The sequence below is a fragment of the Faecalibacterium sp. Marseille-P9312 genome (genome assembly GCF_902497445.1).
GTDB classification, from domain to species: Bacteria; Bacillota; Clostridia; order Oscillospirales; family Ruminococcaceae; genus Faecalibacterium; species Faecalibacterium longum.
In genome coordinates, this window is the sequence record NZ_CABVEW010000002.1 from 48,937 (window position 1) to 66,403 (window position 17,467).

The following is a 17,467-nucleotide window of genomic DNA, read 5'->3' on the forward strand; positions in this document are numbered from 1 at the left end:
GTCATGCTTTGTTTGGTGGAATGTCATATTCTGCTTGTGACATTCTACAGCTGTGAACAGGACATGAACATGGTATGATAAAGCCATGAAAATCAGATGGGCCTGCGCGAGGCTCATCCGAGAAGAGCAAGATCTGTTTGGAAAAATCAGGAGGAAAAATCACATGAAGAAGATTTCTCGTCGTTCGTTTCTCGCTGTCTGCGGCGCTATGGCTGCAACTGCTGCCCTGACCGCCTGCGGCGGTTCTTCCGCTTCTACTGCCGGCACTGCTGCTTCCGGCTCCACTGCTGGTTCTGCTGCATCCGGTGAGGTCTTTGAGCTGAAGCTCTCCACCACCCAGACCGATACTTCCATGATCTATCAGGGCCTGCAGGCTGCTGCCGACAAGGTCGCTGAGGACACCGACGGCCATGTGAAGGTCACCATCTATCCTTCCAGCCAGCTGGGCGGTGAGGAAGACATGATCGACCAGGCTCTGCAGGGCATGGGCATCGCCGTCCTGACCGACGCAGGCCGTCTGTCCAGCTACGTCAACGACATCGGCATCATGAACATGGCCTACATCGTGGACAACTACGAGGACGGCATGAAGCTGATGGCTACCGACACCTTCAAGGGCTGGGACGCTGACCTGGCCAACAACGGCATCTGCGGCCTGTGCTACAACTACTACGACGGTGCTCGTTCCTTCATGGGCCACAAGCCTTACAAAACCCCCGCCGATCTGAAGGGCGCTGTCATCCGCACCCCCGGTGCTGACCCGTACGTTGAGTCCATCTCCGCTATGGGCGCTACCCCGTACAACATCGCATGGTCTGAGGTCTACAACGGCATCCAGACCAAGTCCATCGACGGCTGCGAAGTCCAGTACACCTCTGCTGTTTCCAGCAAGATCTACGAGGTCTGCGAGTACGTCAGCAAGACCGAGCACATCAACCTGTTCAACATGGTCATCTGCGGTCAGGCATGGTTCGACAAGCTGCCCGCTGAGTATCAGGAAGTCATGAAGAAGGACTTCAACGACTGCGCATACAACAATGCTCAGGACATCATCGCTGCTCAGGCTGACATGGAGAAGACCCTGACCGACAACGGCATGACCATCGTCGAGGTCGATAAGGACATCTTCCGTGAGGCTGTCAAGCCCGCATACGAGAAGCTGGGCTGGACCGAGCTGCGCGAGCAGCTGTACAAGGAAGCCGGCGTCGAGGCCTGATCCCTTAAAAAGCTGAATCGACCATAACGTAAATGTCCTCCTGCATGGCAGCTCGCTGTGCAGGAGGTATTGTGAATAAGGACGACTTTCTATGAAGAAATTTTATGAAAAAGTCTGTAAGCTGGAAGAGCTGATCGCTCTGATCCTGGTTGCAGGCATTGCGGTCCTCGTCTTTGTTTCGGCGATGATGCGTACCTTTGGCCATCCGCTGAACTGGGCACAGGACGTTGCACTGATCGCCTTCGCATGGCTGATCTTCCTCGGCAGCGATGTCGCAATGCGCGGTTCCGGCCTGATCGGTGTTGATCTGTTCGTCAAGAAGTTCCCCGCCGGTGTGCAGAAGGTTCTGGACATCCTGTTCAAGGTCATCATCGCAGCGTTCCTCTGCGTGCTGATCTACTACGGCTACGGCATGACCACCACCGGCTGGGCACGTCAGATCACTTCTCTGCACATCAGCTACGGCTGGGTCACGATGGCTGTGCCTGTCGGCTCCTTCTTTATGCTCATCTCCACCATCCTGAACATTATTGAGCGCGTCAAGACGCCCGCTGGTCAGGAAGTCAAACACGAAGCAGGGAGGGACGTCGGCTAATGTTTATTGCAATCGGTATCTTCTTTGTGTTTCTGCTGCTGGGTATGCCCGTGGCATTCTCCATCGGTCTGTCGGGCTTCTCGTTCTTTATGATCCGCGACCTGCCTATGACCGTTCTGGTGCAGAAATCCATTTCCACTTCTCAGAGCTTTACCATGCTGGCCATCCCCCTGTTCATTCTGGCCGGCAACCTGATGAACAGCTGCGGCATCACCAAGCGCCTGATGCGCTTTGCCAACGCCTGCACCGGCCATATGTACGGCAACATCGGTCAGGTCTCCTGCCTGATGTCCACCCTGATGGGCGGCGTCTCCGGTTCTGCGGTTGCAGATGCTTCGATGGAGTGCCGCATCCTCGGACCTGAGATGACCCGTCTGGGCTACGACCGCGGCTGGTCTGCCGCCATCAACGGCCTGTCCGGCCTGATCGTCGCCACCATTCCGCCGAGCATGGGCCTGATCATCTACGGCACCGTCGGCGAGGTGTCCATTGGCCGTCTGTTCATGGCTGGCTGGGTCCCCGGCATCCTGATGTGTGTGCTGCTGATGCTGGCCGTCACCTGGAGCGCCCGCCGCTTCGGCTACAAGCCCGAGCATGACCATCCGGCTCCGCTGTCTGAGATCCTGAAGGCTCTGCTGGATAGTATCTGGGCCATTCTGTTCCCTGTCCTGCTGATCGTCCTGATCCGCTTCGGCATCATGAGCCCCACCGAGTCCGGCTCCTTTGCCTGCGCATACGCCCTGCTGGTCGGCACCGTGTTCTACCACGAGCTGACTTGGGAGAGCCTGCTGCAGACCCTGCGCGACAGCGTGAAGGACATCACCGTCATCACCATCATTCTGGCGTTCTCCGGCGTGTTCGGCTACGGCATCGTGTTCGATAACATCACTGTCACCATTGCAAACGCTCTGCTGGGCATCACCAGCAACAGCGCGATCCTGCTGCTGCTGGTCGTCGTCTTCCTGCTGATCTGCGGTATGTTCATGGAGACCACCGTTATCGCCCTGATCCTGACCCCCATCCTGCTGCCCGTCATGCGCAGCATCGGCGTCAACGAAGTCGTGTTCGGCATGATCATGATGACCACCGTCACCTTCGGCGTCATGACTCCCCCTGTCGGCACCGCGCTGTATGCCGTGTCTGACATCATGGAGTGTCCCATTGAGGAGACCTTCAAGAAAGGCTGGCCCTTCTACCTTGCGATCGTGTGTGTCATCCTGTTCATGATATTCTTCCCGCAGGCGGTGCTCTTCCTGCCGAACCTCGTGTACGGTGCTTAAATCAAGCGTTCCACATCTCTCTGATTCTTCTATCAAATAATAAAGCAGAGCCTGTCTTTCCTGCCTTGGAAAGGCAGGCTCTGTGCCTTTTATGGAGGTCTTTATGAAGCCGACAACAGATTTCCCTTTCCTGCTGGATAACCCCCGTGCGTGGCGCACCTATCTGGGAGGCCGGATGCTGGACGCCCTGCACGGTGACACCGACGGCGAGGACGGGCATTTCCCCGAAGAGTGGATACTTTCCACCGTCGCCGCCCGCAACGCCGGACGGGAGCAGTTCCCCGAAGAGGGTATGAGCCACCTGCGCGGCACCGACGTCACCCTGAAATCGGTGCTGGAAAGCGATACGGAGGGCTATCTCGGCAAAGGCGCAGCGCAGCCCACCCTCGGCGTGCTGACCAAGCTCATCGACAGCGCCGAGCGCCTGACCTTGCAGGTGCATCCCGACAAGCCGACGGCCCTGCGGCTGTTCCAGAGCCAGTACGGCAAGACCGAGTGCTGGCACATCCTCAGCGGCCACCCCGTGAATGGCGAAGAGCCCTGCATCTACTACGGTTTCCAGCCGGACATGACCCGCGCGCGGTGGGAAGCGCTGTTCCACGCACAGGATATTCCCGGGATGCTGGCCGGGATGCAGAAATACCCGGTGCATCCGGGCGACACCATCCTGATCGAGGGCGGGATGCCCCACGCCATCGGCGCGGGCTGCTTCCTCGTGGAGATCCAGGAGCCGACGGATTATACGATCCGGGTGGAGCGCACGACGCCCAGCGGCTTTGCCGTGGCCGACAGTATGTGCCATCAGGGGCTTGGCTTTGAAAAGATGTTCGAATGCTTCCACTATGAGCCGCACAGCCGCGAGGAGATCCACGACCGCTGGTTCATCGAACCGGAAACGGTGCTGAAAACGGCGGGCGGAAGCATCACGACGCTGGTGGGCTATCGCAATACGCCGCTCTTCCGTCTGGACGAAGTAAAGGTCTCCGACACCCTGACGGTGGACTGCCCGCCCCGCGGCAGCGGCATCTATGTGCTGGAAGGCGCAGGGACCCTGAGCGCAAACGGCCGCAGCCTGCCTCTGAAAAAGACCGACCAGCTCTTTGTCCCCGCTGGAACGGGAAGATTTACACTGTATGCGGAGGCTCCGCTGAGGGTCCTGCATTTCTTTGGCCCTGAAGAGAAAAAATAAATTCCAATGTAAAAAAGACCTCCGCAGCCCTGAAAGGCGGCGGAGGTCTTTTGCTATAGGGAAGAGGTCACTTCCGTGCGATCATCTCGGTATAGGCCAGCACCAGCGGGCCGACGCCCTTGGCGTCGTTGCAGACCACCGGCTCACTGAAATAGTAAGCCAGCGAGCCGTCGCGGTGGTCCTTGCCGCCGAGGCCGGCCACGAGGCAGATGCCATCCAGCTGCAGGCTGCCGTCCGGGTTCTTGCTCAGATACTTGTCACAGGTGCCGTAGAAGGCTTTCTCGGCCCATGCGGCCATCCGCTTGGGCAGGTAGCCGAGACGCACGCCCTTGAGCACCGCGTAGGCGAAGAGGGCCGTGCCGCTGGTCTCGAGGTAGTTGCCCTCGACGCCGGGGTGGTCCATCACCTGCCAGAACATGCCGGTCTCCTCGTCCTGGAACTTGTGGACGTCCTCGATGGTCTGCTTGAGCATCGCCATGATGCCGCGGTACTCGTTGTAGAGCTGCTCGTCCATCCGCTCCAGCACGTCCACCATCGCCACCATGAACCAGCCCATGGCCCGCAGCCAGAAGTTGGGGCTGCAGCCGGTGACGGGGTCGGCCCAGTACATCTGGCGGCTCTCGTCGTAGCCGTGGTAGTACAGGCCGGTCTTCTCATCCCTCATGTGCTTCTTGATGTTCATGAACTGCTTATAGCTGTCGATGCAGCCCTGCATCTTGTTGTAGCGGGTCTCGTACTCCATATAGAAGGGCTGGGCCATGTAGGTGCCGTCCAGCCAGACCTGCCACGGATAAATGTCCTTGTGCCAGAAGTTGCCCTCCCTGGTGCGGGGCTGGGTGAGCAGCTGGCTGCGGATGGTGTCGATGGCCTTGCGGTACTTCTCGTCGCCGAAGATGTCGTAGAGGATGAACAGGTTTTTGCCCTGATTCACGTTGTCAAGGTTGTACTCCTTCGGGTCGTAGGTCTTGATGGAGCCGTCTTCCTGCACGAACCAGTCGATGAAATCCCTGGAAAATTTCAGGTACTTCTCGTCGCCGGTAGTCTTATACAGGCTCAGGCAGGCGGTGATCATGCAGCCGTCGATGTAGTTCCACTTGTTGGGCTTGCCGCTGCGGACCTTCTCGATGTTCCACATGGGGGCCTCGGCGCTGGAATTGGCGATAAGGTAGTCCACATAATCGCCCAGCATGGACAAAATCTCTTCATGAGTCATGGCTTAGTCCTCCTCAAAATGGCCGACGTTGGCAAAGCGCAGGCGCTCGCCCTCGTAGCCCTCGATCTTGACGTTGTGCAGCTCGATGTTCTTGACGTTCTCGGCGTAGATGGCCAGCTTCTTGACCAGCGGGCGGTTGTCGGCCATGGCAGCCTGACCCTCCTTGGCGTCGGGGTCGAAGGTGATGGTGACGTTCTTCATGGAGACGCCCTCGATGGGCTGCTCGGGCAGGCCGTCAAAGTAGCAGCCCGCAAACTGTGCATCGGTGGCCACGATGTCTTCCATGGTCAGGGTGCCGAGCTTCGGGGTGTACTCGTCCACGGGCAGAGCCTCGCGGCACTGGACATAGGGGCTGTGGCCGTCCGGGTCGCAGAAGTAGAACATATTGATGACGAAGGGAGCCTTGACGCCCCGCATCTCCACGTTGCGGAACACCAGACCGTCGATGACGGCGGTGTTGCCGCGGCCGCGGCGGGTCTTGACGCGAAGGCCGCGGTCGGTGTGGTCCATGAGGCACTGGGTGACCACCATGTCCTTGACGCCGCCGCTCATCTCGCTGCCGATGACGATGCCGCCATGGCCCTTGTCCAGCAGGCAGTTGCGGATGACGGTGTGCTCGCAGCTCTTCTTGAGCTTCATGCCGAGGAAGACCTTGCTGGCCTTCATGGCGATGCAGTCGTCGCCGACGTGGATGTTCACGCCGATGATGCGGGTGTACTCGCAGCTCTCGGGGTCGATGCCGTCGGTGTTGGGGGCGTTGTAGGGGTTGTTGATGTTGAAGTTCAGCAGGTCGAGGTGTTTGACGAAGATGGGGTGGATGGTCCAGGAGTAGCTGTTCTGCACGGTGATGCCGTGGAGGCAGACGTTCTCACTGTCCACCATCGCCACGGCGCGGGGACGCCATGCGATGCGCTTGACCTTGGGGTCGATCCACCAGTCGCCGTTCTGGGCGTCGCAGTCCAGCGTACCTTCACCGGTGACGACGACGTCATGCACCTGCGTGATGTTCAGCAGGCCCGCAAAGCTGTTCAGCGGGTTGCCCTCCCAGCCGGTGAGGTAGTATTCGTCCACTTCGTTCTCGCTGGGGATGACGCCGGGCAGGATGGGGTAGTGGGTGCGGTCGTTGTTGCCCAGCAGCACAGCGCCCTTCTCGAGGTAGAGGGTGGTGCAGCTCTTCATGAAGAGGCTGGCGGTGCGGTAGCGGCCAGCGGGGACATATACCGTGCCGCCCCTGGGGCAGGTGGAAAGAGCAGCCTGCAGCCTGCCGGTGTTGTCGGTCTCGCCGTCGGCGACGAGGCCGTAGCGGGATGCGTCCACAAAGAAGCTCTCGGCCTCGGTGGTGAAATCCAGTTTCAGGTGCTCACCCTCGGCGTCCACCTCCACAGTGTAGGCGGTGGACGGAGTCAGGGAGAAGAGGGAGAACACGTTGGTGTTGCAGTTTTCGTAAATGGTCTTGCCGTTCAGAGCCACGGCGAAGGGGTGCTCCGGGCGGAAGCACTTGCCGTTTTCCAGCTCGAAGACGGCGCTGCGGGTCATGGAACGGATGAGAGACAGATTCATTTTTACAGCCTCCTGAGTTATTTGCGTAGATTTGCGGCTTGCCCGCAGAGGGCGGGCATGGTACACTGGAGATAAGAATATCAGAGCACTGCCCCGGCGGGGCAGGCATGGCAAGAAGGGGGAAGGGCGGATGCGCGCCGAACGGGAAAAACTCAACGCGAAGATCACGGCGGGAGCGCTCAAGCTGTCCGGCGGGCGGCTCGAGCTGCCTGCCGAGATGTGCCATATCGTTCTGTTTTCGGGCGGCAGCTGCACGGTCCAGTGCGGGGATACGTCGCTCCTGGTCAGCCCCGGCTGCGCACTGCTGCTGGGGCCGGGGGCGTGGGCGGTATCGCAGGCAGGCCACACCCAGCCGGAAATGCTGGGATGCAGTTTCCCACAGGCGGCCCTCCACGAGATGAAGAACGCCACCGGCGAAGATTTCCTCCGCCTTTTTGCACCGGGAAGCCAGATGGCCCTTTACGGCAGCGTCCAGTGGGCCAGCCGTCTGCGGACGCTGCTGGAGATGATGCGGAGCGCCATGGGCGAGCCGGAGTATCCCGGCGGGCTGTACCTGGCACTGACGCTCCACTATGTGGAGCAGGAGCACCGGGCGCAGAGCGCCGCCGACGCCCGCCCCCGCAACGAGACGGTGGAGCAGATCTGCGCCTACCTTGCGGCAAACTACCAGCAGAAGCTTTCCCTCACCGAGGTGGCGGCGCGGTTCTACATCTCGCCCTACTATCTGAGCCGGCTGTTCCGGCGGGTGACGGGACAGTCCATCGTGGACTACATCAACGCCCGCCGCATCGAGGCGGCACAGAAGCTTCTGGAAACGACAGAGCTGAGTATCGGCAGCGTGGCCGAGCAGACCGGTTTCGCCTCTGCGGCCCACTTCCGCCGCGTCTTCCGGGAGACGATGGGCGTCGGGCCGCTGCAATACCGGAAGAGCAGAAAGTGACCGCCTGAAAAAGCCTCTCCCCTTGGGAGAGGTGTCACCGAAGGTGACGGAGAGGGCAAGCCAGCTTCGATAAAGCCGCTGCGCAGCGATAAGCAGGCTCTTTGTTAAAACGATATTATCGCAGCGCCTGCATATATTTGTCAGCGTCCTTGCCCTCTCAGGCGCTCACGCGCCAGCTCTCCCAAGGGGAGAGCCTTTGACATTAGAAATGCCCCCTGCGTCCTCTCTATGGGAAGAGGCACAGGGGGCATTCATGTTTGTCAGGATGATCCGAGCGGCGGGGGCTTCAGCTTAGCCCTTGACAGCACCGGCGGAGATACCTTCGACGAACTGATCCTGTGCGCAGAAGAACACGATGAGCTGCGGCAGGATAGAGATCAGGGACAGGGCCAGAATACGGTTCCAGGCAAAGCCCGTATCACCGTCCATGGACAGCTTGACGAACAGGGACATGGGGTACTTTGCAGGGGTCTGGACGTAAAGCAGGGGGCCCATGAAGTCGTTGCAGCTCCACATGAACTGGAACAGTGCGCAGGACACCAGAGCGGGCATCAGCATCGGGACGATGACCTTGTACAGGGTCTGGAAGGAGGAGCAGCCGTCGATGGCGGCAGCCTCGTCCAGGTCGCGGGGGACGTTGCGCATGAACTGCACCAGCTGGTAGACGAAGTAGGTCTCAGTTGCGAATGCGCAGTGGACCCAGATGGCCAGATAGAACGGGCTGTTGACCCAGCCGAACTTGGTGTACAGCAGGAACTGAGGCACGTTCAGGACGACCTGAGGCAGGAACAGGGTGGCCAGCATGATGCTGAACAGGATCTTCCGGCCCGGGAAGTCGAAGCGGCCAAAGCCGTAAGCTGCAATGCAGGAGGAGACCACGGTGCAGATGACCTTGGGCAGGACGTAGCTGTAAGTGTTCAGCATGGCCTGCAGGATGTTGATGGAACCGCCGAAGTTGTTCAGCGCGTTCTTGTAGCCCTCCAGAGTGGGGTTCTTGATCCACAGGCCGATGCCTGCAAAGATCTCGCTGTTGTCCTTAAAGGTGGCGCTGATCATCCACAGCAGGGGATAGATCATGATGAGGCCCACCAGGATCAGGACGAAGTACTTGAAAAACGTCGCGATGGCGTTAGAAGCTTTCATTCCCATACTGTCACACCTTACCTTTCATCCGAGTAGTAGACCCACTTCTTCTGGCTGGTGAAGGCGATGATCGTCAGGATGCAGACGATGACGAACATGATCCATGCCAGTGCGGAAGCCATGCCCATCTGGTTGGACTTGAATGCGTAGTTGTAGACCAGAATGGAGATGAGGGTGGTGGAACCGCGGGGACCGCCGTTGGTGATGATGAACGGGCCATTGAACTCCTGGAAAGCCTGGCAGATCTGAGTGACCAGGTTGTAGAAGATGATGGGGGTGATCATCGGGACGGTGATGGAGAAGAACTGCTTCCATTTGCCAGCGCCGTCGATGGTGGCGGCCTCGTACAGGTCGGCCGGCACGCCCTTCAGAGCGGCGAGGAACAGCACCATGGCGGAGCCGAACTGCCAGATACGCAGGAAGCAGATGATCCACAGTGCGTAGCTGGGGTCGCTCAGCCAGGAAGGACCCTGGAAGTGGCCGAAGGTCAGCATACGGATGAGGGTGTTGACCAGACCGTCATCACGGAACACGGCCTTCCACAGCACGGCGATCGCAACAGAGCCGCCGAGGATGGAGGGGATGTAGTAGACGGTGCGGAACACGTTCACGCAGGCGATCTTGAAGTTCAGGATGTAGGCGATGAACAGTGCGAAGACCAGCTTCAGAGGCACAGTGATGAAGCTGTACTTGAAGGTGGTGATGAGCGCCTTGGTGATCTTGGGAGTGGAGAAGGCGTCCACATAGTTCATGATGCCATACTGATGGATGCCGTTGAAGAAGTCCATATCCGTAAAGCTGTAGTACAGAGACTGGCCGAACGGGATGGCCTTGAAGACGACGAAGCCGATGATCCAGGGGATCAGGTAGAACAGGCCCTGCCATTTGTCAAAAAACTTCTGGGCCGGGGTACGCCCGAGAGAGGGCGCTTTGCTTTCTTTCATCCGGGGATCCTCCTTTTATAAGGATATGTCTCGTACGCCGCACAATCGTTTGGACACATTTTTGTCAAAAAAATGTCATCACCGTCTTGCAAAAAAGGGGCATCCGTCCGTAGGTGGAAGGGATGCCCCTTGCAAGACTCTTTTATGCGGGGCGGCCCGTTGTCAACACCGCGCGTGTGCGGGCCGCAAAAAGTCCATGAGGCGGAAATCAGACGGTGTAGCCGACAGACTCCATGCCGTCCAGCAGGGTATCGACCAGGTCAGCGCCGGAAACATTGTCGTAATCCAGAGTGTCGAACACTTCCTGATAGACGCCGGTGCCGGTAGCCTTCAGGTCGTTGGACTCGAACAGGGGGTCGAGCTGGTTGGAAACGAAGGCCATGACCTTGCCGTTTGCCTCAGCCACCAGCTCCTTGATCTTGCCGGCGCTCTGAGCAGCAGCCAGACCAGCCTTGGAGGCGGGGATGCCGCACTCGGAGCCCATGATCTCGGCACCTGCGGTCTCGTTCAGCAGGAAGTTGATGAGGGTAGCTGCCTCTGCGGGATGCTCGCAGGTCTTGGTGATGGCCAGACCCATGGAGACCTTGGAGAAGCCGCCGTTGTAATCGCCGAACTTGATCTCCTCGCCCACGGTGAAGCCAGCCTTGTTCTCCTCGTCCAGAGCGTCAGCGTACTTGGTAGCGGAGGAGTCCCACTCGAAGCAGCCGGCCAGCTTGCCGGTGATCCACTCGGTGGACTGGTGAGCGGCGTTGTCGCCGTTGGAGCCGTAGTAGGTGGGCAGGCTCATGATGACGTGGCCCTCGACCAGGCTCTTGATGAAGTCGATGCCCTCAGCGATCTGGTCGGCATCGTAGTTCAGGGTGGAGGTGGAGGGGTCGGCCCAGTCCTTGCCGTACTTGGACTCGAGGTAGAAGACCATCAGGATCATACGGTCGTATGCGCCCAGGTGCAGGGGATAGTAGTCATCGCCCAGCTTCTCCTGGAAGGTCTTGCCGGCAGCCATCAGCTCGTCCAGAGTGGTGGGGAAGGAGATGCCGGCCTTGTCGAAGGTGGTCTTGTTCCAGTAGAAGATACGGCCGGTCATGGAGACAGGCACGCACTGCTGAGCGTTTGCCACGTTGCAGGCAGCCAGCTTGGCCTCATCCCACTGAGTCAGGTCCAGGTACTCGGAGACGCTGTTCAGGTCGATGAAGGTCTGGCCGTTCTTGGAGTAGTTGTACAGCCAGTTCCAGTTGATCTGGCAGACATCCTCAGCGACGCCGCCTGCGAACTTGGTGGACATGGTGTCCTCCCAGCCGGACCATGCAGCGAAGGTGGGGTTGACGGTGATGGTGCTGTGCTCAGCAGAGAAAGCCTTGATGGCCTCCTGGTAAGCGTTGTGACGGGACTCGCCGCCCCACCAGCTCATGGTCAGGGTGACGGGGTCAGAAGACAGGCCGGCCACGGAAGCTGCTGCGGAAGAAGCAGCGGTGGAAGTGGCGGTAGAACCAGCGTTGCTGGAGCCGCCGCAGGCGGCCAGCAGGCCGGCAGCACCCACAGCGCCAGAGACCTTCAGAAAGTCACGACGAGAAATTGCCTTGCTCATTTTCGTTCTCCTCCTATGTAGAAAACATCTTCTTGCACGGACGCCTCTGCAAAGCATCCGTTGTATACAAATATAATACCAAAGGCAAGAAAAAAAAGAAAGATGCAAATTGTAGTGATAGCGGCAGAAAACGTACAAATATTGCGCTTATTTTTTGCCCGCTTTTGACGTCATTGCCATAATGAATAAACTTGGACCGAAAAACTGTGCAACTTGTATACTTCAACGATTTGCATAGAAAACTGGGATGCAACAGGAGAAGATTGGCCTGAATTGCAAGAATTTTGTAGCCGAGGCAAAATTTGTTGAAAGAGCGTTGTATACATCAAAAGCGACGATAACAGAAAGTTCCGGCCCCGAGCTGATATATCAATAGCGCAAAAAACGCGCGAATCGGGCCGCGACTGATATATCACGGATGCAGAAAAGATACAAAAATGCCGTCCGGCGTGCGGACGGCATAAAATCAGGGAAAAGAGTCACCGACGGGCAGCGTAGAAAGCGCTGCGCTCCCGGAAATAGCACTGGGGACACATGCTGACGTACTGGACGTCGTTCTCAAGGTCGATGGCTACCTGTTCGCCCTCAAAGACGAAGCGGCCGTTGACCTTGCGGCAGTTGCAGGTGGCCTTGCGGCCGCAGGTGCAGATGGTCTTCATCTCCTCGATGGTGTGAGCCAGCTCCAGAAGCCGGGTGGAGCCGGGGAAGCCCTTGAGGGAGAAGTCGGAGCGCAGGCCGTAGCAGATGACGGGGATGTTCAGCTCTACCGTCACCATAAACAGCTGCTCGGCCTGCTCTGCGGTGAGGAACTGGCTCTCGTCACAGAGCACACAGGCCAGAGGCCGGCCCTCGCTGCTGGCGGCCCGGACGGCCTCCACCAGGTCCATGTCCGGCGGCACCAGCAGGTCGGCAGGGCGGCGGACGCCCAGACGGCTCACGAGGTCGCCGCTGCCCTTGGTGTCCACCTTCGGCTTGAGGATGAGCACCCGCATCCCCTGCTCCTCGTAGTTGTGAGCCACCTGCATCAGCGCGGTGCTCTTGCCGCTGTTCATTGCGCCGTAACGGAAATAAAGCTTTGCCATATCGAAAAAGTCTCCTCATGAAAGGACTCTCTCAGCCAAAGCCTGACGGAGAGGGCCTGTATTATCGATCGTATCTGCTCAGTCCTGATTGCGCAGCCGGTAGCCCAGGCTCATCAGGCTGTCGCCGAGGTGGACATTCTCCACCACCACGTCGGGGTAGGAGACAGACAGATCGTAGTGGGAGAAGTTCCAGAAGCCCTGGATGCCCAGAGCCACCAGACGGCCGCTGATCTCCTCTGCGCCGCTGCGGGGCAGACAGAGCACAGCCACCTCGGGGTGGTGCTCGGCGCAGAAAGCTTCCAGCTCATCAATGTGTAAGATCTGGATGCCGTTGATCTCTTTGCCCACCTCGTCGGGGGCGTTGTCGAAGGCGGCGATGAGCTTGTAGCCGTTGGTGTCGGTGGTGATGAAGCGGCTCACAGCCTTGCCCAGACGGCCGCAGCCGATGAGGATGGTGGGCAGGAGGTCGCCGTTGCCAAAGAGCAGATGCTCAAGGATGCTCAGCAGGTTCTCCACCGAGTAGCCGATGCCCTGACGGCCATTCACGTCGCCGATGCAGTTGAAGTCCTGCCGCACCTGAGAGGCAGTGGTACCCATCTGGGCGGCCAGCTCACGGGACGAGATGCTGGTGATGCCGTCGTTCTTCAGGGTGCGCAGGTAGCGATAGTATTTGGGCAGGCGCTTGATGACGGGCAGAGAAGCTTTGCCGGGAGTGTTCATAGGGGGGTCTCCTTTCTTTTTATCCGCAGCATTGCCGGGGAGAAGTGCGCAGCGGCAGGGTGCTCCGGCAAAAGATTTGTACTTTCTTGTACAATAATGATACATATTTGACAATCTTATCTCTAGTATAAAGTATACAGCGCGAAGAGAGAATGTCAAACCATTTGGCACATTTTTTTGAGAAAGAAAAGAAATCTTTACCGAAGTATAACCGGCAGGAATGCCGGACAAGCTGAAATGAAGCAAAAAGGAGGATGCGCAGAATGTCACAGGAAGAGAAGAACATCCCCGTGGAGCAGCAGCGGCTGGAAAAAGAGCAGATCGAGGATATGGGCAGCGTTTACCGCACCCGGGGAGCTCACGCCATCCACTGCCTGACGGTCATCGGCCAGGTGGAGGGCCATGTGGAAGCGCCCCAGGGCCAGAAGACCACCAAGTATGAGCACGTCATCCCCCAGCTGGTGGCCGTGCAGGAAGACCCCGCCATTGAGGGCCTGCTGGTCCTGCTCAATACGGTGGGCGGGGATGTGGAGGCGGGGCTTGCGCTGGCGGAGCTCATCGCCAGCATCTCCAAGCCCAGTGCGGCGGTGGTGCTGGGCGGGGGCCACTCCATCGGCATCCCGCTGGCCGTCAGCGCCCAGCGGAGCTTCATCGTGCCTACTGCCACCATGACGGTCCACCCCGTCCGCCATTCCGGCATGATCCTGGGCGTGCCGCAGACCATGCGCTGGTTCGAGCAGATGCAGGAGCGCATCACCGGCTTTGTGGCGTCCCACAGCGGCATCTCGGAGAAGCGCTATACTGAGCTGATGATGCGCACGGGCGAGCTGGTCATGGACGTCGGCACCGTGCTGGATGGCCGAAAAGCCGTGCGGGAAAAGCTCATCGACGAGCTGGGCGGGCTGTCGGATGCGCTGGCATGGCTCTACCGAGAAATCGAGGGGAAATAAATTGCCATTTGACTTTTCCCGTGGTACAATGAAAGAATCGAGTCGTATCGAAATTCTTCCATCGTCACCGACAGAGCCGCCCTGAGCGCGCCCTGCTTCATGATATAAAATAAGGAACGGGTTTTAGGAAACATGGCAAAGAGAAAACGCAAGACCTCCGGGCGCAGCACAGCCTCGCGCCGCAAGAACCGGACACAGGACCGGATGCCCGCGGGGCTCATCACCCTGTTTGCGGGGCTGGTGCTCATGGCGCTGGCTTTCGTGCCGGGCAGCTCGGCCTGGCGCACGATGCACGATGTCCTGTTCGGCGTGTTCGGCTGCGGAAGCTTCGTGCTGGGCGCGGCGCTGTGTTATCTGGCCATCCTCTACACCCGGGGCGAAGACCTGCTGCCCCATATCGCCAAGCTTACGCTGGGGCTCATCTTCGCCAGCGGCACGGTCATCGTCTTTTCTGACATCCCCACCGACCAGACCGCCGCGCAGATGACTGCCGCCTGTTATCATAATGGTATGAGCGCATGGCTCTCGGGCGGTGCGCTGGGCGCTGTGCTGGGCGGGACGCTCCTGCTGCTCTGCGGCAGACCCGCCGCCAATCTGGTCATGGCGGCGCTGGCGGCCTGCGCCAGCCTGTACATTTTTGACGTTACGCCCGCCGAGTGCTGGCAGTGGCTCTGCAATGTGGGCGGCAGCGTCCACGAAAAGGGCCTTGCCGTCCACGAGCAGAATGCCGCCCGCCGGGCCGAGCGTCTGGCAGAACGCGCCGCCGAGGAGGCCGCGGCAGAGGAATACGAGGACTATGACGACGACCTGCCGGAAGACGAAGCGGGCGAGGACTGCTGCGGCGGCGAAGAGCCTGCCGCGCCCGCCTTCCATATCCAGCCTCCCGGCTGGCTGGCTGGCGTCTTCCACTGGGGCCATCAGGTGATGCAGGGCGGCGAACAGGCAGAGCCTGCCCCTGCGCCCGCACCGGAAGTGCAGACCCCGCCTCAGCCCGAGCCTGCCCCTGTACAGGTGGAAAAGTCCCGGCCCCGTGCGCCCTTTGATATTGATCTAGGCCCTGACCATACCACCGTCACCGAGGGCGGCAGTGAGCCCATCGAGCCCATCATCCTCGGCCCCGGCGGCACCTTCGGCATGGACCCGCTCCGCCGTGCGCCCATCCACGCCACCGTGACTCCCATCGTCCCGGACGCTGTGGATACCGCCGCCGAGGATTTCTTCACGGCCCAGCCCGAGCCGACGGTGACACCTACCGTCACGCCCGCCGCCCCGGCAGAAGAGCCGGAACAGCAGCCCGCGCCTGAGCCGCCGCTCTCCTTCGGCATCCCACTCTATGATCTGACCCCGACTCCGGAACCGGCCCCGCAGCCGGTCAGCGCCGAGAATGCGGTGGCGTTCCGCTCTGAGCCGGATGAGGACGGCTGGATCAGCATCACCAGCGACCCGGTGGAGGAAAAAGACCTGAATACGCTGGTGGCAGCCGCCATGGAAAAGCCTGCTGTCTCCGAGGAGCAGGCCGCGAACGCCCCCGCCGAAGAGGCCGAGACGGAGGAGAGTTTCCAGTATCAGTACCCGTCCATCGAGCTGTTCGAGCGCGCCCCGGAGGAAAGCGACTCCGGCGCGGAAGACGAGCTGAAAGCCAACGCCCAGAAGCTGGTGGACACGCTGGAAAGCTTCGGCGTCCGCACCCGTGTGCTGGATATTTCCCGCGGCCCGTCGGTCACCCGGTATGAAGTCCAGCCCATGGCGGGCGTCAAGATAAGCCGCATCACTTCGCTGGCGGACGACATCGCCCTGAACCTGGCGGTGGCCGATGTCCGCATGGAGGCACCCATCCCCGGCAAGCCTGCCGTGGGCATCGAGGTGCCGAACCATAAGAAAACGCCGGTCTACATCCGCAGCGTCTTCGAGAGCCAGAGCTTTTTGCGGATGACCTCGCCGATGGGGATTGCGCTGGGCAAGGACATCGCCGGCGTGGCCCAGGTGGCCGACCTGTGCAAGATGCCCCATCTGCTCATCGCGGGCAGCACCGGCAGCGGTAAATCGGTCTGCGTCAACAGCATCATCATGAGCCTGCTGTTCCGCTCCAGCCCCGAGGATGTCAAGCTCCTGCTCATCGACCCCAAGGTCGTCGAGCTGGCTGAGTACAACGGCATCCCCCACCTGCTGATGCCCGTCGTCACCGAGCCCCGCAAGGCGGCCGGCGCACTGGGCGGCGCAGTGCAGGAGATGGAGCGCCGCTACCACCTCTTCGCGGAGAACAACGTCCGCGACATCAAGTCCTTCAATAAGCTGGCGGCAGCGGACCCGAACCTCGAGAAGATGCCCTACATCGCCATTATCATCGACGAGCTGGCCGATCTGATGATGGTCGTCGGCAAGGATGTCGAGGACTCCATCTGCCGCATCGCCCAGAAGGCCCGCGCCGCCGGTATGCACCTCATCGTGGCGACCCAGCGCCCCAGCGTGGACGTCATCACCGGCCTCATCAAGGCCAACATCCCCAGCCGCATCGCTTTCGCCGTGTCCAGTCAGGTGGACAGCCGCACCATCCTCGACGGTGCCGGTGCCGAAAAGCTGCTGGGCATGGGCGATATGCTCTTCATGCCCGTGGGCGCACCCAAGCCCACCCGTATCCAGGGTACCTTTGTGCGGGATGAGGAGATCAGCCGTGTGCTGGACTTCATCAAGAAGAGCGCCACCGTCCAGTACGACGAGGCCATGATAGAGGCCATGGAAAAACACGCCATCCAGGACGGCAAGAAGGGCAGCAGTTCTGCCGACTCCGACGAGGAGGGCGGCAGTGACCCGATGCTCAAGCAGGCCGTGGAGGTGGTCATCGACGCCGGCCAGGCGTCCACCAGCCTGCTGCAGCGCCGCTGCAAGCTGGGTTATGCCCGCGCCGCCCGCATCATGGACGAGATGGAAGAAAAGGGCATCATCGGCCCCTACGAAGGCGCAAAGCCCCGCGCTGTCCTCATCAGCCGCCAGCAGTGGCTGGAAATGCAGATGAATCAGCCGGATGAATAAAATTTTTGATTTCGGAAGCA

The 17,467-nt window shown here is 59.9% G+C and carries 14 protein-coding genes; 7 read left to right on the forward strand and 7 right to left on the reverse strand.

Features of this window, described 5'->3' with window-relative positions:
- Positions 1-163 precede the first annotated feature (163 nt).
- From F3G95_RS01720 to F3G95_RS01735, 4 genes are all read left to right on the forward strand, one after another.
- Positions 164-1,216 carry a C4-dicarboxylate TRAP transporter substrate-binding protein gene (locus F3G95_RS01720; protein WP_149793540.1) on the forward strand — a complete coding sequence of 351 codons (1,053 nt, stop codon included), beginning with the start codon at positions 164-166 and terminating at the stop codon, positions 1,214-1,216.
- A 91-nt stretch (positions 1,217-1,307) separates the two neighbouring features.
- Positions 1,308-1,811 (forward strand): TRAP transporter small permease, encoded by a 504-nt coding sequence (locus tag F3G95_RS01725; RefSeq protein WP_149793541.1) that lies wholly within the window; start codon positions 1,308-1,310, stop codon positions 1,809-1,811.
- Complete coding sequence (locus tag F3G95_RS01730) at positions 1,811-3,091, forward strand: TRAP transporter large permease (RefSeq protein WP_149793542.1); 1,281 nt, start codon at positions 1,811-1,813, stop codon at positions 3,089-3,091. Before F3G95_RS01725 ends, F3G95_RS01730 begins: the two co-directional genes overlap by 1 nt.
- 103 nt (positions 3,092-3,194) lie before the next feature.
- A complete protein-coding gene (locus F3G95_RS01735) occupies positions 3,195-4,280 on the forward strand; it encodes a class I mannose-6-phosphate isomerase (protein ID WP_149793543.1) in 1,086 nt (361 codons plus the stop codon).
- Positions 4,281-4,347: 67 nt separating this feature from the next.
- Here F3G95_RS01735 and F3G95_RS01740 read toward each other — a convergent pair whose 3' ends face one another.
- Together F3G95_RS01740 and F3G95_RS01745 are read right to left on the reverse strand one after the other, a co-directional pair.
- Complete coding sequence (locus tag F3G95_RS01740; protein ID WP_149793544.1) at positions 4,348-5,493, reverse strand: glycoside hydrolase family 88 protein; 1,146 nt, start codon at positions 5,491-5,493, stop codon at positions 4,348-4,350.
- Between the two features lie 3 nt (positions 5,494-5,496).
- Positions 5,497-7,053, reverse strand: coding sequence for a glycoside hydrolase family 28 protein (locus F3G95_RS01745; protein ID WP_149793545.1), 1,557 nt, complete (start codon positions 7,051-7,053; stop codon positions 5,497-5,499).
- Positions 7,054-7,183: 130 nt separating this feature from the next.
- Here F3G95_RS01745 and F3G95_RS01750 point away from each other — a divergent pair, with 130 nt between their 5' ends.
- Positions 7,184-7,993 (forward strand): AraC family transcriptional regulator, encoded by an 810-nt coding sequence (locus F3G95_RS01750; RefSeq protein ID WP_149793546.1) that lies wholly within the window; start codon positions 7,184-7,186, stop codon positions 7,991-7,993.
- A gap of 291 nt (positions 7,994-8,284) precedes the next feature.
- Here F3G95_RS01750 and F3G95_RS01755 read toward each other — a convergent pair whose 3' ends face one another.
- From F3G95_RS01755 to F3G95_RS01775, 5 genes are all read right to left on the reverse strand, one after another.
- On the reverse strand, positions 8,285-9,142 hold the full coding sequence (locus F3G95_RS01755) for a carbohydrate ABC transporter permease (RefSeq protein WP_149793547.1): 858 nt from the start codon (positions 9,140-9,142) through the stop codon (positions 8,285-8,287).
- An 11-nt stretch (positions 9,143-9,153) separates the two neighbouring features.
- Positions 9,154-10,080 (reverse strand): sugar ABC transporter permease, encoded by a 927-nt coding sequence (locus F3G95_RS01760; protein WP_149793548.1) that lies wholly within the window; start codon positions 10,078-10,080, stop codon positions 9,154-9,156.
- A 208-nt stretch (positions 10,081-10,288) separates the two neighbouring features.
- Positions 10,289-11,665, reverse strand: a complete 1,377-nt coding sequence (locus F3G95_RS01765; protein WP_149793549.1) for an ABC transporter substrate-binding protein — start codon at positions 11,663-11,665, stop codon at positions 10,289-10,291.
- A gap of 479 nt (positions 11,666-12,144) precedes the next feature.
- Positions 12,145-12,747, reverse strand: a complete 603-nt coding sequence (locus F3G95_RS01770) for a thymidine kinase (RefSeq protein WP_015565365.1) — start codon at positions 12,745-12,747, stop codon at positions 12,145-12,147.
- Between the two features lie 78 nt (positions 12,748-12,825).
- A complete protein-coding gene (locus tag F3G95_RS01775) occupies positions 12,826-13,467 on the reverse strand; it encodes a redox-sensing transcriptional repressor Rex (RefSeq protein ID WP_149793550.1) in 642 nt (213 codons plus the stop codon).
- 263 nt (positions 13,468-13,730) lie between these two features.
- Here F3G95_RS01775 and F3G95_RS01780 point away from each other — a divergent pair, with 263 nt between their 5' ends.
- Both F3G95_RS01780 and F3G95_RS01785 read left to right on the forward strand, forming a co-directional pair.
- Positions 13,731-14,417: an ATP-dependent Clp protease proteolytic subunit gene (locus tag F3G95_RS01780; protein ID WP_149793551.1), complete on the forward strand. Its 687-nt coding sequence runs from the start codon at positions 13,731-13,733 to the stop codon at positions 14,415-14,417.
- Between the two features lie 132 nt (positions 14,418-14,549).
- Positions 14,550-17,447 carry a DNA translocase FtsK gene (locus F3G95_RS01785; protein ID WP_149793552.1) on the forward strand — a complete coding sequence of 966 codons (2,898 nt, stop codon included), beginning with the start codon at positions 14,550-14,552 and terminating at the stop codon, positions 17,445-17,447.
- Positions 17,448-17,467: the final 20 nt, after the last annotated feature.